Origin of the sequence: Mucilaginibacter sp. OK268 (assembly GCF_900103125.1) — a bacterium.
In the GTDB taxonomy this organism is placed as follows: domain Bacteria; phylum Bacteroidota; class Bacteroidia; order Sphingobacteriales; family Sphingobacteriaceae; genus Mucilaginibacter.
In genome coordinates, this window is sequence record NZ_FNJV01000001.1 from 160,542 (window position 1) to 183,515 (window position 22,974).

A 22,974-nucleotide genomic window follows, 5' to 3' on the forward strand; every position below is an offset into this window, starting at 1 on the left:
ATAAGTTTTCTGCTGTATTCTTTAAAAAATCGTATTTTTGAGCTGTATTTCAGTTCATGATACTGGCAGCAGTAAACTATAAATAATTGTAGCTTATGAATATCGTTCATAATAAGGATATTGGGACAAAACAAAAAGCGCTTGCCATTAACCTCGACCCCGCAATTTATGGTTCATTTGCCGAAATTGGCGCAGGGCAGGAGGTAGCTGCCAATTTTTTCAAGGCCGGTGCTTCATCTGGCACAATCGCCAAAACTATGTCGGCTTATGACATGATTTTTTCTGATGCTATTTACGGAGTTCAGCAAACACGCCGCTATGTAAGTGAGTCTCGTTTAATATCTATGCTCGACCATGAGTATGGCCTGCTGATTGAGCGTTTGGCGGCATTGCGTGGCGATACTACAACCTTTTTTGCTTTTTCAGATACTTTCGCGGCTCTCAATTATCATAAAACAAACGAAGGTCACGGTTGGATGGGGGTTCGCTTCCAAACAGAGCCGAATGGCGAGTTTAATGATGTGGTGATCCACGTAAAACTATTGGATAATGATAATATCCTGCAACAGCAAGCCGCGGGTATATTGGGAGTTAACCTGATCTACGCCTGTTTCTACTATCATGAAATAGCCCCGGTGTTTTTGCTTTCACTGATAGATAACCTGTCAAGAGATCGTATCCAGATTGATATGATCAGCTTTGAAGGGCCCGATTTTACAAAGGTAGATAACCGCTTGATGAGTCTGCACCTGGTTAAGTTTGGATTTTCTGACGCTGCTGTATTTGGCCCTGATGGTAAAAATCTGCAACCTACAGAGGCATTATATAAAAAACACGCTGTAGTGATACGCGGTCGTTTCCGTCCGGTTATCAATGTGCACATCGATATGCTAACTCAGGGTGTTAAGCAATTTCTGCAGGAACCTGATGTAGATAAAAGTAATGTGATCGTTGTTACCGAACTTACCCTGCAATCATTAAAGGAAAGGGATGCCGACCTTAATGCCGAGATCGACGAAAAAGATTTTCTTGACCGGGTAGATATCCTTTGCTCGCTGGGTCAAACGGTATTGATCTCCAACTTTCATGAGTATTATAAGTTGGTAGCTTATTTATCCAAGATCACCAAGTTAAAAATGGGCGTGGTATTAGGCTATCCAAACCTGGAATATATTTTCTCGGAAGAACACTACCAGGATCTGCCAGGGGGTATCCTCGAGTCATTTGCCACCTTGTTTAGTCGTAAAGTAAAGCTATTTATTTACCCTACTTTACGTGATGGAATAATCTGGAATTGCCTGAAATTTTCGCTGCCTCCACATCTGATCGACCTGTTTAGATACCTGATAGCCAATAATAAAATTGAAGATATCAGACACTATAACGAAAATAACCTGAATGTTGAGACTGATAATGTATTACAGCTCATTAAGCAGGGAGCAACCGGCTGGGAAGAATATGTGCCGGCAGAGGTCGCCACGATAATCAAAGAAAGGCATTTGTTCGGGTATCCTGTAACGGCTGATGAAGCCAAACAAGACCTACCCGCGGCAAATGAAGATTCGGGAGCGGTGAAAGATATCGCTTAACATTATCATAACATTAACAATGTTAAAATTAACATTGAGGTAATATTGTGGAAATATCTTTGCGGTATAAAACCTGCATAAGATGTTAAAAGCCCCTATTGTTATAGTCGTAGTTTTTGTGCTGTTAACAGCATGCTCATTTCGTGCCAATGCCCAGGATTCCAAAGTGGGAACATGGGGGATTGCCACAGTAGTACTCCCTGGCGACAGCAGCCATAAATGGGGTGGCTACTCCGAATTGCAGATACGTACCAATGGGCCATTCAGCCAGTTTCAGTATTACGAAGCTAAGGCCGGTGTAAGCTATGACATCAACAAAGATTTTACAGCGTTATTGGGTACGGGCACCTATCATACTTATGACTATGCCGATCTGGGCAGCGGTCCCAATACCAACGAATTCAGGTTATGGGAGCAAATGACGGTTAACCAGTTCTTATACCGCCTTAAATTTGAACACCGTTACCGTATAGAACAGCGCTGGGTTAACGGCGATTACCGTAACCGTTTCCGGTACCGTTTAAACATGTTCATCCCATTGAATAATACCAAAATCGTCGCTAAAACCTGGTTCCTGTCTGTTTTTGACGAGGTGTTCTTTAATAATAAAGCACCCAACTTTGAACGTAACCGCATATCGGCAGCCTTAGGTTATCAGTTTGATAAAAAATGGATAGCACAGGCCGGCTGGATCAATCAGCGTAATTATACGGCTACACAAAGCAGCGGTAAAAATAATATTATGCTCATGCTGATGTACCGTATCAGTCGCAAGGGGGCTGGTCAGCAAGAGCATGTACCTACAACAACCGATTAATTAAGAGCTAGGGAGTTAGAATCAAGAAGTTAGAATCAAGAGTCAAGAAAAGCCTCGTCTAATAATTAATTTTTTTCTCATCTTGACTCTTGATTCTAACTTCTTGATTCTTGCACTTAATATCTTAACTCTTTTTTGCGATTTCCTGAATTTGCTGTTAACTTAGCCCGCGGTTTACAAATTACAAATATCTGACAATAAACTATGAGCTTAATAATTGACGTACACGCCCGCCAGATCTTAGATTCGCGCGGTAACCCCACTGTGGAGGTAGAAGTTTTAACCGAGAACGGCGCTTTAGGTCGTGCTGCTGTACCATCAGGTGCATCAACCGGTGCCCACGAAGCTGTTGAACTTCGCGATAACGATAAATCAAAATACATGGGTAAAGGTGTTTTAAAAGCCGTTGCCAACGTAAATGACATCATCGCGCCTGAATTAAAAGGCATTGATGTTTTTGAACAAAATGCTATCGACGCGATCATGATCGAGATCGACGGTACCGAAAACAAAGGCAAATTGGGCGCCAATGCCATTTTAGGTGTTTCTTTAGCCGTTGCCAAAGCTGCAGCTCAGGAAAGCCGTCAGCCTTTATATCGTTATATCGGCGGTGTAAACGCTAATACTTTACCTATCCCGATGATGAATATCATCAATGGAGGTTCTCACTCTGATGCGCCTATCGCGTTCCAGGAATTTATGATCATGCCGGTTGGCGCTCCATCTTTTTCTGAAGCATTGCGTTGGGGTACCGAAGTATTCCATAACCTGAAAAAGATCCTGCATGACCGTGGCCTTTCTACTGCTGTAGGTGACGAAGGTGGTTTCGCACCAACTTTTGATAGCACCGAAGATGCTGTTGAAACCGTTTTAAAAGCTATTGAAAAAGCAGGTTATAAACCAGGCGAAGACATTTTCCTTGCATTTGACTGCGCCGCATCTGAGTTTTACAAAGATGGTAAATACGATTACACCAAATTTGAAGGCGAAAAAGGTGCCATCCGTACCAGCGCCGAGCAGGTAGAATATTTGGCCGAATTAGCATCTAAATATCCTGTAATCTCCATTGAAGATGGTATGCACGAAGATGATTGGGCTGGCTGGAAATTATTAACCGAAAAATTGGGCGCTAAAGTACAATTGGTTGGTGACGATTTGTTTGTAACCAACACAACCCGTTTACAAAGAGGTATCACCGAAGGTATTGCTAACTCTATCCTGGTAAAAGTAAACCAGATAGGTTCATTAACTGAAACTATCAACGCGGTAAGTTTAGCTCAAACTAATGGCTACACTTCTGTAATGAGCCACCGTTCTGGCGAAACTGAAGATGCAACCATTGCTGATCTTGCTGTAGCTTTAAATTGCGGTCAGATCAAAACCGGTTCAGCTTCACGTTCAGACAGGATCGCTAAATACAACCAGTTGTTACGTATTGAAGAAGAATTAGGCAGCAATGCAAAATTCATCGGTAAGAATTTCAAATTCTACAAAAAATAATTCAACTCATAAAAGAGCCATCTGCCTAAAAACAGGTGGCTCTTTTTAATTGGTATAGATGGGAAAGAACAAACAGCCGGAATGGTTAAAACGGGAAATACAGTACTTTAATAAGGCCGACGAATCCTTAGCCGGCGAAGCTGAGCTTGCACCTATCGAACTGTCTATCCTGCAAAACTATTTTGAGGCTGATGCCGACGATCCCATATTTGACACCTATCAATTAGAGCCTGTCGACGCTACTTTTTTGAAACCATACATCACCCTGGAATTTGATTTTGAAAAGTATGATTACTGGCTGGCAGCCTACACTAATAACTGGGAGCAAACCAAACGCGACAAAGGTTTTATGGGCCAGTACCCGCTGCCGAAGCAATAAGCCCCGAATAATTTAACCATACCAGCCACGTTAATTACCATACACACATATAAATTATATTAATGAAGAAGAAATGGGTTTTGAGGGGCCTGGTAATACTATTGATCCTGATTGCTGATATCGGTTTAGACAGGATTTCCAAAAATTATATACGCCATAATTTTCGTTATTACGAAGAGATATTACCCTTCAAGAATAATCTTCATTACCTTATTACCCGGGTTGAAAATAGCGGAGCCTTTTTAAGCCTGGGCGATTCGCTGGGTAACCCCTGGCGGTTTATGTTGCTTACGCTGATGCCTGCGGCTGTGCTGTTATTTGGCCTCGCTTATATCATTATAAAAACCAACCTGCATAAACTAACCGTGCTGGGTATTATCCTGGTACTGGCAGGTGGTATGGGTAACCTTTATGACCGTTGGGTTTATGGCAGTGTGACCGATTTTATGCTCATTAAATACCCCTGGTTTAAAACCGGAGTTTTCAATGTGGCCGATGTATCCATCATGATAGGGGTGGGCCTATTGCTGGTCCAGTCGTTCATTAGCGATAGGAAAACAAAGAAAATTGTCGACAATCAACAAGTTATATCAAAATAAGAACTATAGAAGCTGCCCGTTTTTATCCACTTTAATAATGGTGGTAATGTAATGGTAATCTACCAAAGCCACCTTGTTTGATAAAAATATAGCTCCCCCGTTTCTGAGTGGGTTAACAGTTACCGGCCAGCTATCGGCACAGCACGCGGTACCACCTGATACGGGCGTACTGCCATCAATACCAACCTTCCATTTATAGTCTCCGTTTTGTGTATAGCTTGTTAGTATCGATCTAAATCCGTTTCCGTATTCGGTTCCTAAAAGCACAATATCCCCATCACTTGTTGAGGTACTATATGCGGCGGTGTAGTTTAGTAACTTTCTGTCAATAAGAATACCCGCCGGCGAAAAAATATACAGCCCCCTTGTATTACCGGCAATAACACTATAATTACCATTAACCATTTTAGAAACCCGCACCTGGCCAAAACCAGAAGTGTTCAGTCCCCAGTCGGTTGTGCTTTTTTGTTGAATATTGCCCTGGGTATTTAATTTAACCAGGCAAACCGAATCGCAATAAGAACACCCTGGCGACTGTCCCTGGTCTTTCCGTTTAACACCGGCCATAAAGTAGCCATCGTTTTGTATAATTATATTGGAAACCGACTCCAAAACAAGATCTTGTCCAAAAAACCTTTCCCATTGCGTACTACCGTTCTCGTCTGTTTTAACAATAAGTGATTTGGGATATTCATTATTGTATTGATCTTTTATGATACGGGTACCTGTCAGTATAAAGCCATTATCGGGTGTTTGCTGCGCGCTGGTGAAGTTATCGGTGCCTATTGTTTTTGACCACAATAAGTTGCCGTCACCGGTCATTTTAATGAGCTCATTGGATGTGCTTTTGCCCGAAGTTGTGCCGGTAAAAATATAATTACCATCGTTACTGCCGATGATGGAATTCAATTGAATGTTACTGGTTAGCGCTTTTAATGATTTTTGTTTTAAATTATCATCAAGCTTCATTAAAAACGTGGTGTAAATATATGGGTATACTTTAGCATCGTAACTTGTTCCGAGTAACAGGTAACTGTTATCGCTGTTTTCCACAATATTTATGGCCGAGGTGTTTATGTTTTGTGCCAATACCAATTCCCGTTGCCCTAAAATAACCGAAAGAATAACACTGCTTGTATCATTGGCTTTATTACTACGACTGGTTGTGAGTATTACTTTATACTTTCCGCATGCAGTATAAGCATGGGGCGGATTTTTTTGATCGGAGCTGCTGCCATCACCAAAGTCCCATTTATAAGTGATGTCTGCACCTGTTTCGGATGAATTCTGAAAGTAGAAGACAGAATCTAAATAATTAGTATTTGATGGTAATTGAAACCTCGGATAGCCGCTTGTGACAGTTACCTTAAATGAGCTTTTAGGGCTTTTAATATCAACGGTTACTTGTTCAACTTTTTTACAGCCTATATATGCTGCTGTTGTTATTAACAATAGAGATATTGTTTTTATTTTGAAATTAGCAGGCATAGTACTATAAATTAAATTTTTCGACAAAGAATACAGGGTTGTTATTATAATAGGAATTATTGCTCATTGTAATGCAGATCAATTGATTACCATCGGTGAAAATTTTAACCGGGAGCAGTTGTGTTGTAAATGTTCGTTGCACAGTAGCCGAAGGATAACTTATTGCTGTAATCTTTTTTTCATTTGCTGTTATACAATAAATGACCGAGCTGGAACTGTTAAAGGCAAAATCGCGGAAGTTGCCATAGGGCGACAGGCTTTTTTCAAATAATAACCCCTTTGTTGTATATACGGATCCTGATGATGATGAAATAATTCTGCTTCCATCCGGAAAAGCTTGTATAATATTGGGGTCAAGTGGATAGTCGCCATGATAAGGATCATCCACCATGCTAAGTGGTACGCCCAAAGGGGATATCGTGTAGTAATTTAAATCATAAGGAGTAAGATTAAATGGTATATCTACCAGTTCAAAGTTTACGTTGTTTCCGGGGAGCAAAACAAGGCGGGTATTATTCCATTCACCTGTGCGCCCGGTAACCATTTTTGTTTTTCTGTCGTAAATTTTAAGCGAGTTATTATAAAATGAACCAAATGACTGATCTGATGAGGAAACAAACAGTTTTTCGTTCGACGCCACTACCGAACCCACTGCATCACCCTCGACATAAATTTTATCCTTTACAGTTAATGTTGTTGCATCCAAAATATAAAGCCATCCATCCGTAGTTGGCATATACAGCTCGTTATTTACTCCCCCGGCAAAGCTTCCCAAAGCGCTATAACCTACTTGTCTTTTCAGGTTTGTGGTTTTTAATACTTTGGCAGTGGCGTAGTTGTAGGATACCACCAGTCCGCTGTCCCTGTTAATTAAATAGGTTACCTTTTGCTGTCTATCGATCAAAGCATCGGACACCCTTAATCTTGGGTAAGTATTGGGTCTTCTGTATGTATAATAAGCTACAGTATAGTCTTTTATCGAATCGGCAACAGCTGTGATTGTATATTGGATGTCGCTTGCAAACGGCATACTTTTATCCAGGTAAGTAAGCGAGTCGGGATTGGTAAAAGTTTTAAGCTGTTCGCCAATGGAGGTAAATTCCCCGTTTTTGAAGACCTCGGCTGCACGGTTTAAGGTATACTGCTTAAAACCCTTACCCGGGAACCGGCTCCATTTTAAGACTAATGTTGAATCATTGATGGTTTTATCAATCTGCAAAGTAAATGTGCCTGACGTATGGCTTACCGGAATGATATTATAAACTGTTTGTTGCTCCTTTTTACAAGAGAACATGAGCAACGAACTTATTGCGATCGTGTAGAGGGCATATTTCATGATAAGGAATAGTTTCGATAAAGATAATCAGGAATCGGAATGCTGGGGAAAATATCTTAAAAAAATCATCCTCTGGTAGCATTTTGTGAATGTTGTAACCCGCAGGCTACCTAAAAACTTTTTAAACCTTAAATTTTAACACTTTTTTAGTCGAAAACAGCATAAAAAGGCCTCGTTATTGCCCATTTTAACTAAATTTTAACGCCATTTTAACACTTTTTAACAAATTTTTGATGTGTTTTGAAAGGTTTAAAAAGTATTAAATAGCTGATATTCAAATAACTAAGTACAAAATAGTCGATTTTTGAGCCCTTTTGTACCTTAACCAAACAGCCCGAATTTCCTTTTTTCAGAAACCCGGGCTGATATGTATACAAATATACGAAAATAACAGGTAGCATTAAAATCAACGACTACAAATAGGGTTGAAATTGGCATAGCTGCACATCTGCAATAAAAAGCGTATCTTTGCAAAAAAGATTACATAATCGCTTACGGTTTTGATCACCGAAACTCTTCAGACCCGCTTATGCTTTGGCGATAGCACATACACATTACAATCATTACATGTCATTCGAAAATTTAAATTTAATTGAGCCCTTATTAAAGGCTTTAAAAACAGAGGGATATACCTCACCAACCCCTATACAGGCGCAAGCCATACCTATTGTATTACAACGACGCGACCTTTTAGGTTGCGCCCAAACCGGTACCGGTAAAACCGCTGCCTTCGCGCTGCCAATTTTGCAATTGTTGCATGAAGACAGAATACAGCATAAGGAACAAAAGACCATTAAGGCGCTTATTCTTACACCAACCCGTGAGCTGGCCATCCAAATTGCCGAAAGCTTTACCGCTTATGGTAAACATACCGGCTTAAAAAACCTGGTTATTTTTGGCGGCGTATCACAAAACCCACAGGTTGACGCTTTAAGGCGCGGTGTGGATATCCTGATAGCCACTCCTGGTCGTTTGCTCGACCTAGTTAATCAGCGTTATGTACACCTGGAGCATGTGAAAATGCTGATCCTGGATGAGGCCGACCGTATGCTGGACATGGGCTTTGTACATGATGTTAAAAAGATCATCACCAAAATACCTGCTAAAAGACAAACCCTGTTCTTTTCGGCTACCATGCCTAAAGAGATTCAGCAATTGGCCGACAGCATCCTGTCTGATCCTGAAAGAATAGAAGTTACCCCGGTATCGTCAACTGCCGATACTATACAGCAGTCGCTTTTTTATGTAGATAAAAACGATAAAAAATCATTGCTGATCCACATCCTGAAGGATAAAAATATAAAAACGGCCCTGGTATTTACCCGTACCAAGCATGGTGCCGATAAGGTGGTGAAAGACCTGGTACGTGCCGGTATTACCGCCGAGGCTATTCACGGTAATAAATCACAAAACGCGCGTCAACGGGCCCTTAGCAATTTCAAAAATCGCACAACACGTGTACTGATAGCTACTGACATTGCTGCCCGTGGTATTGATATTGACGAGTTGACCCACGTGATTAATTACGAGATCCCTAACATCCCCGAAACCTATGTACACCGTATTGGCCGTACCGGTCGCGCGGGAGCAAGTGGTATTGCGCTTTCTTTTTGCGATGAGGATGAAATAGAATTTTTAAAGGATATCCATAAGCTGATAGCTAAAGAGATACCTGTGGAAGAAGCGCATCCTTATCCGCTTAGTCCGGTAGCTATTGCTGCTGGTATGGGCGCCAAAAAAGGAACGGCTAACGCCAATTTACGTAACGGCTCATCAGGTGGTCGTAGCGGTGGTGGTAACAATAAACGTCGTGGTGGCAATGGCGGCGGTGGCAATCGTTCTGGTGGTGGTAACAGCCGCGGTGGTAGTAAACCAGGCGGCGGAAGCGGCATGAGTGGGGCCAGTCGCTCATCAGGCGGAAACAGGCATTAAACCTCTCCCAACCCTCTCCAAAGGAGAGGGCTTTAAAGAAATATACAAAAATAAAACAAAACCTGCCTCCCTCTCCTTTGGAGAGGGTCGGGGTGAGGTTGTTGATAAGTTAATAAGCATATTTGTACCTCTACATTTTTTTAAATAGCTTTAAATGAAATTTATAGAGCCCATATCCATGAAACGCCTCATTAACCTGGTAAAGAATAAGTTTTTTCTGGTTACCATGGCTTTTTTAGTGTGGATGATATTCTTCGACAAAAACGATCTGTTTTCACAGTACGAATATCGCCGCCAGGTAAATAAGCTAAAGGAAGAACGCGACTTTTATAAAAAAGAGACCGACCAGGTAAACAAAGAGCTGGACGAGCTAACCTCGAACCCTCAGAAACTCGAAAAATTTGCGCGCGAAAAATATCTCATGAAAAAAGACAATGAGGATGTTTATGTGATCGTGCACGAGAAAAAGGAAAAGTAAGATTCTTAGAACCAAGAGATAAGAATCAGGATATAAAAAGCGATGGGTTTACTTATCGCTTTTTTTGTGGTTAAGAAAAGATATACCTGTATTCTTCTTGGAAGAATGAGGTTTTGAACCGCGTCATTGCGAGGCACGAAGCAATCTCTATGCTATACAGAGCAAAGGGGATTCATAACCGACCTGCTTATGTAGAGATTGCTTCGTGCCTCGCAATGACGCGTTTTTGTTTCTTCGTTGGAGGAAATGGCGGAGGGGCTCTGCTTTTTCTTTCTAATTATGCAATCTCCACAGCCACATGTTTTTTACTATATCTCCAGCGGTTCAATAGTTTATCCCTAACTCTCAGGGATGGTATTTCGATGGCATATCTTAATATCAGCGCGCAAGCAATGGTGCTGAGCAGGCAGCAAAGCATCATGAGGTTGCTGTTTTTGTCGATGCCGGTTTTTTGGAGCAGGTTTTGGGTAAGGTGGATCACCAGTTTGTGCGAAAGATAGATGCTGTAGGATAAAGTAGCCAATTGCGTGGTAATGGCCGACTGGCGACGATACAGGAAATTGGAAGGACAAACGATTGCCGCTAAAATCAATCCGTATCCTAACGAAACCAAGGGGAACCCCCAGATGGTGGCTGCTAAACTATCTTCGGGCGTGCAAACAAAGTAAGCAGCTACTAAAATTACCAGGCCCAGCAACATCAGGAGATGATTATACCTGTTCACTATTTCTTTTACGCGCGGATAAAAGGTATAGGCACCTGCAATGCTCACGCCAATAAGTAACCCGTCTAAGCGGTTGTAAGTAGGGTAGTAAATGATCCGGTGCCATGTCGCCCCAAAATCATCTTCGGCGATATGGGGCGCTAAAAAATAGTGCCAGCCGGCATATCTGATCATAAAACCGGCGACAAACAATCCCGCGAGGATGTAGATAGCTGTTTTACCTGCCTTAAAATGATTGAGCAGCCAAAAGGTTAAAGGCAGTATTAAATAAAACTGTTCCTCCACACATAACGACCAGGCATGGGTAAAGGTACCGGTGGTTTTCAGATCCAAACCAAAATTGAGGGTAAAGCTGAGGTATTTCCAGAGCGGGGCCATGTGCTCCCGCTCGCGCAGCAAAGGAATAGCGGTATATAATAGCAACACCATCAGGTAAGGCGGAATTATCCGGAAGAAACGTTTGGCGAAAAACTCGCGCATATCAATTGCCTTACCTTTTTTGATGGTATTAAAAAGCTGCCCGGCTATCAAAAATCCGCTAAGAACAAAAAATAGGTCGACGCCAGTCCAGCCAAAGCCACCTACCTTATTTACCCATTCCGGGTGCTCAAAAAGCTGGTAATGAAACAGCAAAACATAGGTAATGGCTAATGCCCGTAAATGATCTAAGCCCAATAATTTATGCTTATCGGATATGTTGGCTGTGGTTGTGTCTGACATGAAATTTGATCGGGGGAATTTATGCCGTAATTTATCGAAATAAATAAGATAACTAATAGGGGATATTATCTTATTTCTAATAAAAAAGTTTGTCATTTCGAACGAGGTACGAGGAGAAATCTTCTTCGACATGCAATTGGGACTTTGTACATAGCAGAAGATTTCTCTTTCGCACCACGCTCATACCCGCCCATGCTCTATCGAAATGACATCGTTTTTGTAAAAGTCATTCTTCCAAACATCGATCACAAACATCATAAACAATCTTATTTCTTGATTCTAATCTCTTGCCTCTCCTTTAAACTTCACCCTCACGTTTCCGTAAAAACCATTCACCGGATAGTAACAGGAGTATCAGTATGAATATCCATTTTACATCGATGACATCGCTGTAGTGTTTGTCTTCGTAAACAACGGTTTTGATGTTGTCATTTTTGCGGATGAGGTCGGCAAGCTGGTTGAGCTGATTGGGATATAGCATTTGGCCGCCGCTTTGTTTGGCTATGGTGTTTAGCAGTTGATGGTTGGAGGCGCTTTGACGGGTTTCCAGGTTAAGCGGCTTTACGGTCAACTGTCCGTTGGCGCTAAAGCGTTGGGTGCCGTTCTGAGTAGTGGCACTGTAGCTGTATTCGCCTATAGGTAATGTGCCTGCATCCAGCTGGTAACTTTGCCCGCTGCGGCTGAATAAGAAACTGTAATTTTTACCCGCCTGGTTCTTCAGTTCGATCCTCACATCGGGTGTGTTGATCAGTTCCAGGGCGTCGTTATATAGTTCGGCATTCAGGATCACATTTTCACCTTCATCGAAAACATTACGGGCGGGGTATACCCTGAATCGCTGACGGTTGGCGTTGGCGGTTAAATATTGTACGGTTTGGCTCAACAGTTCATCGGTAGCATTACGGTTACCATAATTCTGATATTCGGCCAGTTGCCAGCGCCACAGGCCCTCGCCGGTGAGTATGGCGGTACGGTGCCCGGCATCATCGGCAAAAGCCAGTAGTGGATAGGTGGTAGCTACCGCGCCAATTTTTTGTTTTAACAGCACGGCGGTATTGGCAGCTGTGCCATAACTGCCAAAAGGCGCCAAGAGCGGAGGCATTATCGCTATTTTTTTGCGGGATGAATCGGACAGGGTAAAGGCTGAAAAGCCGGTTTCGGGCAGGGCAAGTACTTCTTGTGATTCGGAGCGACCCGCGCTGATCTTGACACTGTTTTGCTCGGCATTAAAGGCCTGCAGATCGGTCTGTGAACCCAGCATATACCAAACCGGGATCTTGCTTTTGGCTATAAAGTTTTTTAGCGGCGCGTATTCTCCCGCCGGGATTTGGTAAAGGATCACCAAGCTGTAATCGGCCAGTTTAATACCGGCAATATCCGCGAGCAGCGCGGTTTTTACCTCGAAGTTTTTATTGGTTTCGATGGCTTGTTTAATAACCGTAATATCCGGGTGCGGACTGCGGTATACCACCAATACCTTTTGCCGGGCATCCAGCATATCTACATAAATGGTTTCGGTATTGTTTTGTGTGGAGAGTTCGTTTTTTATTGGGGCAATGCTGATGTTGTATTTACGCAAGCCTTTTTTATCGGCAGTTAACTTGATGGGGACTGTCTTTTTAAAATCGGCCGAAGTAACGGGAATAGTTTGGGTGAATACCTGCCTGCCGTCTTCGGTAACAGTTAGGTGCATGTTTTCGCCTTTGCTTTGGTAGGCAACACCCAAAACCTCTATTTCAAAATCGTTACCCAAAAAGGCAGTCTTGTTGTAATTAACGTTGCCTATGAGCAGGTCGCGTTTAGCAATGGTATCGCCCAGGGCAATGGTATAAATGCTGGTTTTGATGTTTTTGGCTTCATATTGCGGATCGTTACCCTGGTTGTACAAACCGTCGGTGGCTAAAACCAACGCGCCAATGTTTTGGTTTACAAAGCGGTTATTGAGTTGCTGCAAGGCCCCTGCGATATCGGTTTGCTTACCGCTGAATTTATCAGACAGGCCATTAGCCAGGTCTTTACTAAAATTAAACTCCTGCACATCATATTTATCGCCCAGCTGCTGTTTGAGTTTGGACAGGTCGTTTACAAATTGAGCGGAATTAAAACCGGCGGGTTTAAACGTATTGATGGAGGATGAATTGTCCTGCGCGATGAGTACCAGAGGTTTCTGCGGATCGTATTTAATAGTTTTCACCAGTGGCGAAACCAGCAGCATGGCGATAACAAACACTACCAGCGCACGGAGAACGGATAACCACAACCTGAAATTTTTGCCCAGATTAACGGGTTGCCGGTATAATAGCCAGGCATATAGTATACCCAGTATTAAACAAACCGGCACCCACCATCCGGAAACTGACCCCCAGGTTATTGAAAACATTTTTTATAGGTTGTAATGTATAACGCAATACGTTTTACGCTCAGCTGCAAAATGCGAAATTATTGTGAAATGCGGGGAATAAAAAAAGCGTCATTGCGAGTTACGAAGCAATCTCTAGGCTATACAGCGCAAACTTGAATAGTTGACCTGCTTATGTAGAGATTGCTTCGTAACTCGCAATGACGCATTATGATTTGAGCTTTCTAAAATTCAGAACTTTCAACTACAACATTCCGCCGTCAACCGGGATCACCTGGCCGGTAATGTAGGTAGCCATATCTGATGCCAGGAAAACACAGGCATTGGCCACATCTTCGGGCTGGCCGGCACGTTTCAGCGGGATATCAGCTTCCCAGCCTTCAACCACTTTAGGATCAAGCACGTCGGTCATTTCGGTTTTGATAAAGCCTGGCGCCACAACATTGGTCCGGATGTTACGTGAACCTAACTCCTTAGCTACCGATTTGGAGAACCCAATGATGCCCGCTTTGGAAGCCGCGTAATTGGCCTGACCGGCATTACCCTGTACACCTACAACCGAGCTCATATTGATGAACACACCATTACGGTTTTTCATCATGATCTTGGAGGCGGCTTTGGTCACGTTAAATATCGATTTCAGGTTTACGTTCAGCACCTCGTCCCAATTCTCTTCGGTCATGCGCATCAGCAGGCCATCTTTGGTGATACCGGCGTTGTTAACCACTATATGCAGGGTGCCAAAATCGGCTACAATATCATTGATGAGTTTTTCGGCTTCTTCAAATTTGGAAGCATCGGAGCGGTAACCTTTTACCTGGATACCAAAACTTTGCAGCTCCTGCTCCAGCGCCTGGCCTTTTTCAACCGATGATAAATAGGTGAATGCCACGTTGGCACCGTGCTCGGCAAATTTCTCGGCTATTTTACGCCCTATACCTTTTGACGCGCCGGTAATAAGCGCTGTTTTTCCTTCTAATAATTTCATAAATTGAATATATGATTTCGGGCGGTGAAGTTAGTGGTTTTTTATTTTGGTTCATAGTTAATGGTTCATAGATCATAGAGGATAGTTCACAGAGGGAATTTGAACCAATTGAATGATAATGTCCTTAGCTATGATCTATGAACCATTAACTATGAACTGTTTTTCCTTCAGAAAAAATTAATCAATTAACTAAATATCACTACCTTTGCGGCTCAAAAAATTACGTGTGCATGAGCCAGTCTGTTCAAATAAAAAACGCTTTAATTTCTGTTTACTACAAAGATAATTTAGAGCCCATTATCCTGGAGTTAAACCGCCTTGGTGTCGAGATTTATTCCACCGGTGGTACCGAAACTTTTATCCGTAATCTGGGTGTTAATGTGGTGCCTGTGGAGGACCTTACATCATACCCATCTATTTTAGGCGGACGTGTTAAAACCCTGCATCCCAAAGTGTTTGGTGGTATTCTTGCCCGCAGGAGCTTTGATGGCGACGGACAGCAACTGGCCCAGTACGAGATACCGGAGATTGACCTGGTAATTGTTGATCTTTACCCTTTTGAAGAAACCGTAAGATCAGGTGCAGCCGAAGAAGATGTGATCGAGAAAATCGATATTGGTGGTATTTCACTGATCCGCGCGGCAGCTAAAAACTTTAAAGATGTAGTGATCGTAGCTTCCAAAAATGATTACGGTACGCTGGAGAATATCCTGAAAACACAGGGCGGCGCAACCACACTTGATCAACGCCGTTCATTCGCGCAAAAAGCATTCAATATATCATCACATTACGATACCGCTATTTTTCAATATTTTAACCAGGAAGAGCCGCTGCCGGTATTTAAACAAAGCATACAAAACAGCCAGGTTTTACGTTACGGCGAAAACCCTCATCAGGGCGGCGTATTTTACGGCAACCTGGACGCTATGTTCACCAAACTGCACGGTAAGGAGCTATCCTACAACAACCTGGTTGACGTAGATGCCGCTGTTGCCCTTATCGACGAGTTTACCGAGCCAACCGTAGCTATATTGAAACATACTAATGCTTGCGGTATCGCCTCACGTTCTTTTATTAAAGAAGCCTGGATCGATGCGCTGGCTTGCGACCCGGTTTCGGCTTTTGGTGGTGTCATCATCGCTAATGACGAGATCGACGCAGATACCGCTACTGAGATCAGCAAGATATTTTACGAAGTACTGATAGCCCCGGCTTATACCGATGAGGCTGTACAGATATTACAGAGCAAAAAGAACCGCATTATTTTGGTTCGCCAACCAGTTGCCCTGCCAACCAAACAGTTCAAAACTTTATTGAACGGCGTTATTGAGCAGGATAAGGACGCGGTTATTGAGGGCCCAACCCAAATGACTCCGGTTACCAACAGAAAACCGACCGAGCACGAACTGCATGATCTGTTCTTCGCCAACAAGGTGGTAAAGCACACCAAATCAAATACCATTGTATTTGCTAAAAATGGTCAGTTAATGGCCAGTGGTGTGGGGCAAACATCAAGGGTTGATTCTTTAAGGCAGGCAGTTATTAAAGCGCATAGCTTTGGATTTGATCTGCATGGCGCGGTAATGGCATCTGATGCTTTTTTCCCGTTCCCGGATTGTGCCGAACTGGCTGCCGAAGCAGGTATAACAGCTATATTGCAACCAGGCGGATCAATAAATGACAAGCTTTCTGTTGAAATGTGTAATGAAAAAAACATTTCGATGGTGACTACAGGTGTTCGTCATTTTAAACATTAAAATTTTATTTGACCGGGTTTACTGGGTTTGATGAAGTGTGGAGGATTGGAAATAAGGAGCGATTTTATAACCCCGAAAGCCCGATTAACATAATTTAACATAACCGACCTGTCCAAACAATAAATATGAAATTTATACGCTTTTAATTGCAACTATGTGATTTTATTAAGCGTATTTTTATAAACTTTACAGATTATTTGAAAGAAGCAACAGATGGGTTTATTTAACTTTTTTACACAAGAAATAGCTATCGATTTGGGTACTGCAAATACCCTCATTATACATAACGACAAAGTTGTTGTTGACGAACCTTCTATCGTGGCGTTCGACAGAACAACTAATAAAGTAATTGCCATTGGCAGGCAGGCGATGCAAATGGAAGGTAAAACGCATGATAACATCCGCACGGTACGCCCGCTGAAGGATGGTGTAATTGCCGATTTTAACGCCGCCGAGCACATGATACGCGGTATGATCAAAATGATCAACCAGGGTAAGGGCTGGTTCTTCCCTTCACTGCGTATGGTGATCTGCATCCCATCGGGTATTACCGAGGTGGAGAAGCGCGCCGTGCGTGACTCTGCTGAGATTGCCGGTGCCAAAGAGGTTTACCTGATTCATGAACCTATGGCGGCTGCCGTAGGTATCGGTATCGACGTGGAAGAGCCTATGGGTAACATGATCATTGATATCGGTGGTGGTACTACCGAGATCGCGGTTATCGCCTTGTCAGGTATCGTTTGCGACCAGTCTATCCGCGTAGCGGGTGATAACTTTGACTCAGACATTGTACAATATATCCGCCGTCAGCATAACATCATGATCGGTGATCGTACTGCCGAGAAAATAAAAATTGAAGTTGGTGCCGCATTGCCGGAACTGGCCGATCCACCAAGTGATTTTGCTGTTCAGGGCCGCGATCTGATGACCGGTGTTCCAAAGCAGATTATGGTATCCTATACCGAAATTGCACACTGCCTGGATAAATCGATCTCCAAGATAGAGGAAGCGATATTGAAAGCATTGGAAATTACCCCACCTGAGCTATCAGCCGATATTTATCAAACAGGTATTTATTTAACAGGTGGTGGTGCTTTGCTGCGTGGTTTGGATAAACGTGTAGCAGCAAAAACAAAACTACCGGTTCACGTTGCCGAAGATCCGCTACGTGCCGTAGTTCGCGGAACAGGAACCGCCCTTAAAAACATAGGAAATTTTAAATTTTTAATGCAATAATTTAGACGTGAGATATTAGATTTGAGATGTGAGACATTCGGTGTTTTAATCTCAAATCTCATGTCTCATATCTCAAATCTAATTCAATCCAATGCGTAACCTCTTGATATTTATCACTAAGTATAACGCGTTTTTTTTATTCCTGATTTTTGAGATAAGCTCGCTGCTTATTTATATCAAATACAATTCTTTTCAAAAAGCTACTTTCATTAACTCAACCAATAAGGTTACGGGTTCGCTGTACACTCAGGTTAGCCAGTTTTATGGGTACCTGTCTTTAAAAGAAGTGAATGATAGCCTTGCACGTGAAAATGCCAGTCTTCGTGGACAGCTTAAATCGGCCTACTATGTAGATACGGTTGATAAGCGTAAAGTAGTTGATACCAGCTACAAACAACAATACACCTATATCGTAGCCAGGGTCATCAATAATTCTACTAACAAACGGAGCAACTATATCACCATAAACAGGGGTACTAAAGAAGGTATAGCCAAAGATATGGGGGTTATTTGCAGCTCAGGCGTAGTCGGGATGGTAGTTGATGTATCGGAACATTTGGCTATTGTACAGTCGGTTTTAAACAAAAATACCCGCTTTAGTGCTATGCTTGCCAATAATAAAGAGATCGGCTCATTTATATGGGGCGCTGATCTTGACCCTAAAAAGGGATTGTTAACAGATATTCAGAACGATGCACAACCAAAATTGGGCGAGCAGGTAGTTACTTCCGGTTACTCGCTTTTTCCTACAGGTATCCCATTTGGTAAAATAACAAACCTGCATGCCAAAGGCGGCGGGTTACTGCTTAATGTAGATGTAACCCTTGCCGTTGATTTTAGCAAGTTGGAATATGTATACGTGGTAAATAACAAATTTGCGCAGGAGCAAACGGGACTGGAGGCCGGACAGAAAAAAAATGAGTAGAGCTATTTTAGTTAATGCCATACGGTTTTTGGTGCTGGTTTTTATGCAGGTTTTTTTGCTAAAAAATATTACGTTCTATAACCTGTCGACCCCGTACTTTTATATCTTGTTTATTTTGCTGCTTCCGTTTGAGGTGCCTAATATACTGCTGTTCGTACTATCGTTTTTATTAGGATTAACTATTGATGCTTTTTATGATACGCCTGGTCTTCACGCGGCCGCGTGTGTAGTGCTGGCGCTGGTGCGTATCCTGTTTATCAGTATCACCGTACAAAAAGATGGGTTTGATAATGAACCCGAACCAACCTTGAGTATTATGGGCTTCCGGTGGTTTTTTACCTATGCCCTGGTGCTTACCCTCTTTCATCATTTCTTTCTGCTGAATTTAGAGGTTTTTAGTTTTTCTGAAATCCAATACACACTAAGTCGTGTTGTATTGAGTTCAATATTTACTGTATTTTTAATGCTTATTTCAGGATTACTATTTTTCAGAAGGAAAGAACGTAAATGAACAAGTTTTTTGAGCGTCGCTACGTTATAACAGGTATTTTTCTGGTAATTATGATCACGCTTTTGGGTAGGCTTTACTATATCCAGATAGTTGATGACCGTTATACACTATACGCCAACAGTAATGTAAGGCGTACGCAGATACAGTATCCTTCGCGCGGCCCTATCCTTGACCGTAATGGTAAGATCCTGGTTCAGAATGTACCTATTTACGATATCACCGTTAATCCCAAAGAGGTAAAGCCTTTTGACACACTGAAATTTTGCAAATTAGTAGGGATTGATAAGGAAGGTTTTGACAAACGCCTGCTCAAAGCCATCAAGTACTCGCCCAATAAAGAATCGATATTTGAAAAACAGCTTCCTTTTGAGTTATATGCATCTTTCCAGGAAAAATTGAACGAATTTCCAGGTTTTTACGTACAGCCGCGTACCGTACGGACTTATCCCGACTCGACCGCCGCACAATTTTTAGGTTTTATTGGCGAGGTGCAGGATCGCGATATTAAGCGGTCTAACGGCTATTATCGCCAGGGTGATTATATTGGTGTTACCGGTGTCGAAAAGTCCTATGAGGGGGTTTTACGGGGCCAGCGTGGGGTAAAGATCCAGATGGTTGATTCGCGCGGCATTCCAAAAGGCTCTTTTGCCAATGGTGCTTTTGATACGTTGGCCCGCGCCGGCGACCGGCTTACTTCATCACTCGATATCAACCTGCAAAAGCTGGGCGAAAAACTCATGGAAAACAAGTTGGGCAGTATTGTAGCCATTGAACCGTCAACAGGCGAAATACTTTGTTATGTGAGCAGTCCTACCTATGACCCAAACCTGATGGTTGGCCGTGAACGTGGTAACAATGCCTCCAAATTATATAACGATCCTTACAAGCCATTTTTTATCAGGCCAATACAAGCCTATTATCCGCCGGGGTCATCGTTTAAACCATTGAGTGCTTTGGTTGCTTTGCAGGAGGGTTTGATAACACCGCAAACTACTTATAACTGTCCTGGCTATTATATGGCCGGTAACGTAAGGGTAAAGTGTACACACGTACATGGCGTGGTAAATTTAAGTAACGCTATTGCGGGTTCATGTAATGGATTTTTTGATATGGTTTTTGAAAAACTAATGAATGTCAGGGGCCCCCGGAACACAACTCCATCATTTGTTGACTGGCGTAATAAGGTAAACAAATTTGGCCTGGGCGCAAAGCTTGGTGTTGATATACCAAATGAAGGTCGCGGCAACGTACCTACCGCTTTGCACTACGATAATATCTATCATCCTGGCAGGTGGCGCTCAAGCACCATTATATCGCTGGCTATCGGGCAGGGTGAGTTAGAAGCTACTCCCATGCAATTAGCCAATATTGAATGTACAATTGCCAATCATGGTTTCTTTTACAAACCACATTTAATAAAGGGCATTGGTGATAAGGATGTAATAAAAAGCGAGTACACGCAAAAGAATTATGTGGGTATCGACCCGCAATATTTTGAACCTGTTATTAATGGGATGCAGAACGTGGTTGAAGGTAATAATGGTTATGCAACCGCCCGTCGTTCGCGGATACCAGGTATTATCATGTGCGGTAAAACAGGTACGGCGCAAAATCCGCATGGTAAAAACCACTCGCTTTTTGTAGCCTACGCCCCAAGGGAAAACCCAAAGATAGCTATTGCCGTAGTAGTTGAAAACTCTGGTGATGGCGGTAACTATGCCGCGCCGATTGCCAGCTTTATTGTAGAGAAGTATTTGAAAGGGGTAATTACCCAGCGCGAATCGGGTATTACGGTTAATGAGTTTGCCAACATGAACCTGCTGCCCGACCTGGCCCTTTACCAGCATGATTTGCAAAGGGAGCGGAGAAGGGATAGCATCCGGGCTGTAAAAGCCGACTCCATTAAAAAGTTCAAGGCCGATTCAATGAAAAAGGCGGCTCAGCTTAAATCAGCAAAAAATAATAAACCAGGTAGCTGGGGCAATCTTTTTGCAGGAAGGGGTACAGGTAAGTAGCATGAACAATAGCCACAACCAGCGTAGTTTCTTTTTTAATGTTGATTGGGTAACCGTATTTCTTTACCTGTTACTTTGCACCATTGGCTGGTTTAATATTCATGCTGCTGTATTTGATGAAAAGCATTCGAGTCTTATTGATGCGTCAACCAACTATGGTAAGCAGTTCATCTATATCAACGTATCCATTGTAGTGGCCATTGTTATACTGTTGCTGGAGAGCCGTTTTTTAACCGCGCTTGCACCTGCATTTTATGGTATAACGGTACTGCTGTTGATATTGGTATTGGTTGTAGGCCGAAACGTGGGTGGTAACCAGGCCTGGATAAATATGGGTGGCGGGTTCCGGCTGCAACCATCGGAATTTGCCAAATTTTCAACGTGTTTGCTGCTGGCCCGTTATCTGAGTTCGGTTAATATAAAAGTTACCGAACTGAAATCTTTCCTGATAGCCGCGGCTATTATCGGTTTCCCGATGTTGCTGATCATGCTGCAGCCAGATACCGGATCGACCCTGGTTTTTTGCTCTCTTATTTTTGTGCTTTACCGGGAAGGTTTGTCGCCGTACTTTTTGGTGATTAGTGGTTTGCTTATTGTGCTTTTTGTGGTTTCACTTTTGTATAATCCATTATATGTTATCCTGGTATTGGTGGTATTAACTGCGCTGATCATATTTTTATTCAAGAGGCAGCGCAAACTTATTTTTACCGTGCTGGTAGGGCTGGCCATATCAGTCGCTTTTATTTTTAGTGTTAAGTTTATTTACTCGCACGTTTTAAAGCCTCATCAAACCGAGCGTATCAATATATTGCTGGGCATCACTACCGACTTAAAAGGTAAGGGGTATAACGTAAATCAGTCAAAAATAGCTATTGGCTCGGGCAAGTTGTGGGGTAAGGGTTATTTACATGGTACACAAACTAAATACGCTTTTGTACCAGAGCAAAGTACCGACTTTATTTTTTGTACCGTAGGTGAGGAGTGGGGCTTTGCCGGATCGGTTGTAGTTATAGGGCTTTACCTGTTTTTAATATTACGGGTGATATACCTCGCCGAAAGACAACGATCGCCATTTTCACGTATATACGGTTATGGGGTGGCATCAGTACTGTTTTTTCACGTGGTCATCAATATCGGCATGACCATAGGAGTAGTGCCGGTAATTGGCATACCATTACCATTTATTAGTTATGGCGGGTCTTCTTTGCTTAGCTTTACTATACTGCTTTTCATCCTCGTTAAGCTTGATTCCAACCGGATGGGGATTGTTTAATTTCTTCTAAACATTAAACGCTAATACCCTGATTATGTATCATGTATGATTTAACTTATTAATACATTGTTATATTAATATTAATTTATTTAATACTAGTATGGTGAATATTAGTTACAGAATGGTTAAATATTTGTGTAGTTAATAATTAAATTATTAATCTTTTAATTAAATTATTGAGTTGTTAACAATTGTGTTAATTATAGATTACTTTTCTTGAAAATTCTTCATCAAACCCATATTTTAACAATTTATTTATTAAATAGGCCCCGAAATTGATCCGGAAATTGCTGTATAGTAAAATGAATGAATTGAATATGACCACATAAAAGCCTGTTTTGGGTCTAA

The 22,974-nt window shown here is 42.3% G+C and carries 18 protein-coding genes; 13 read left to right on the forward strand and 5 right to left on the reverse strand.

What is annotated here, in order from left to right; genetic code table 11:
* Positions 1–95: 95 nt before the first annotated feature.
* The 5 genes from BLR84_RS00750 to lspA all read left to right on the forward strand — a co-directional run bounded on the left by BLR84_RS00750 (position 96) and on the right by lspA (position 4,884).
* Entirely contained in the window at positions 96–1,589 is a 1,494-nt protein-coding gene (locus BLR84_RS00750) for a nicotinate-nucleotide adenylyltransferase (protein WP_090462943.1), read from the forward strand.
* A gap of 82 nt (positions 1,590–1,671) precedes the next feature.
* Entirely contained in the window at positions 1,672–2,406 is a 735-nt protein-coding gene (locus BLR84_RS00755; RefSeq protein WP_090462946.1) for a DUF2490 domain-containing protein, read from the forward strand.
* Between the two features lie 204 nt (positions 2,407–2,610).
* Complete coding sequence (gene eno, locus BLR84_RS00760; protein ID WP_090462949.1) at positions 2,611–3,906, forward strand: phosphopyruvate hydratase; 1,296 nt, start codon at positions 2,611–2,613, stop codon at positions 3,904–3,906.
* A 58-nt stretch (positions 3,907–3,964) separates the two neighbouring features.
* Entirely contained in the window at positions 3,965–4,285 is a 321-nt protein-coding gene (locus BLR84_RS00765) for a DUF7683 domain-containing protein (RefSeq protein WP_090462952.1), read from the forward strand.
* 62 nt (positions 4,286–4,347) lie between these two features.
* A complete protein-coding gene (gene lspA / locus BLR84_RS00770; RefSeq protein ID WP_090462955.1) occupies positions 4,348–4,884 on the forward strand; it encodes a signal peptidase II in 537 nt (178 codons plus the stop codon).
* Positions 4,885–4,887: 3 nt separating this feature from the next.
* Here lspA and BLR84_RS00775 read toward each other — a convergent pair whose 3' ends face one another.
* Both BLR84_RS00775 and BLR84_RS00780 read right to left on the reverse strand, forming a co-directional pair.
* Complete coding sequence (locus BLR84_RS00775; protein WP_090462958.1) at positions 4,888–6,372, reverse strand: PKD domain-containing protein; 1,485 nt, start codon at positions 6,370–6,372, stop codon at positions 4,888–4,890.
* A gap of 4 nt (positions 6,373–6,376) precedes the next feature.
* Positions 6,377–7,708 carry a YncE family protein gene (locus tag BLR84_RS00780; protein ID WP_090462961.1) on the reverse strand — a complete coding sequence of 444 codons (1,332 nt, stop codon included), beginning with the start codon at positions 7,706–7,708 and terminating at the stop codon, positions 6,377–6,379.
* A gap of 567 nt (positions 7,709–8,275) precedes the next feature.
* On the opposite strand from BLR84_RS00780, the gene BLR84_RS00790 reads away from it, so the two are divergent.
* Entirely contained in the window at positions 8,276–9,640 is a 1,365-nt protein-coding gene (locus BLR84_RS00790) for a DEAD/DEAH box helicase (RefSeq protein WP_090462966.1), read from the forward strand.
* Positions 9,641–9,794: 154 nt separating this feature from the next.
* Positions 9,795–10,118 carry an FtsB family cell division protein gene (locus BLR84_RS00795; RefSeq protein WP_369829165.1) on the forward strand — a complete coding sequence of 108 codons (324 nt, stop codon included), beginning with the start codon at positions 9,795–9,797 and terminating at the stop codon, positions 10,116–10,118.
* A gap of 277 nt (positions 10,119–10,395) precedes the next feature.
* Here the strand turns inward: BLR84_RS00795 and BLR84_RS00800 are convergent, their stop codons facing one another.
* From BLR84_RS00800 to fabG, 3 genes are all read right to left on the reverse strand, one after another.
* Positions 10,396–11,562, reverse strand: a complete 1,167-nt coding sequence (locus BLR84_RS00800; protein ID WP_176851900.1) for an acyltransferase family protein — start codon at positions 11,560–11,562, stop codon at positions 10,396–10,398.
* A 298-nt stretch (positions 11,563–11,860) separates the two neighbouring features.
* Complete coding sequence (locus tag BLR84_RS00805) at positions 11,861–13,942, reverse strand: vWA domain-containing protein (protein ID WP_090462973.1); 2,082 nt, start codon at positions 13,940–13,942, stop codon at positions 11,861–11,863.
* Positions 13,943–14,165: 223 nt separating this feature from the next.
* Entirely contained in the window at positions 14,166–14,909 is a 744-nt protein-coding gene (fabG, locus tag BLR84_RS00810; protein WP_090462977.1) for a 3-oxoacyl-[acyl-carrier-protein] reductase, read from the reverse strand.
* A gap of 230 nt (positions 14,910–15,139) precedes the next feature.
* Between fabG and purH the strand changes: the two genes are divergently transcribed.
* From purH to rodA, 6 genes are all read left to right on the forward strand, one after another.
* On the forward strand, positions 15,140–16,666 hold the full coding sequence (purH, locus tag BLR84_RS00815; RefSeq protein WP_090462980.1) for a bifunctional phosphoribosylaminoimidazolecarboxamide formyltransferase/IMP cyclohydrolase: 1,527 nt from the start codon (positions 15,140–15,142) through the stop codon (positions 16,664–16,666).
* 213 nt (positions 16,667–16,879) lie between these two features.
* On the forward strand, positions 16,880–17,902 hold the full coding sequence (locus BLR84_RS00820) for a rod shape-determining protein (RefSeq protein WP_076378059.1): 1,023 nt from the start codon (positions 16,880–16,882) through the stop codon (positions 17,900–17,902).
* 91 nt (positions 17,903–17,993) lie between these two features.
* Positions 17,994–18,827: a rod shape-determining protein MreC gene (gene mreC / locus BLR84_RS00825; protein ID WP_090462983.1), complete on the forward strand. Its 834-nt coding sequence runs from the start codon at positions 17,994–17,996 to the stop codon at positions 18,825–18,827.
* Positions 18,820–19,338 (forward strand): rod shape-determining protein MreD, encoded by a 519-nt coding sequence (locus BLR84_RS00830; protein WP_090462986.1) that lies wholly within the window; start codon positions 18,820–18,822, stop codon positions 19,336–19,338. The genes mreC and BLR84_RS00830 overlap by 8 nt, the downstream gene beginning before the upstream one ends.
* Positions 19,335–21,353, forward strand: a complete 2,019-nt coding sequence (gene mrdA, locus BLR84_RS00835; protein ID WP_090462989.1) for a penicillin-binding protein 2 — start codon at positions 19,335–19,337, stop codon at positions 21,351–21,353. Before BLR84_RS00830 ends, mrdA begins: the two co-directional genes overlap by 4 nt.
* 1 nt (position 21,354) lies before the next feature.
* Complete coding sequence (rodA, locus tag BLR84_RS00840) at positions 21,355–22,626, forward strand: rod shape-determining protein RodA (RefSeq protein ID WP_090462992.1); 1,272 nt, start codon at positions 21,355–21,357, stop codon at positions 22,624–22,626.
* The last annotated feature ends 348 nt before the right edge of the window (positions 22,627–22,974 follow it).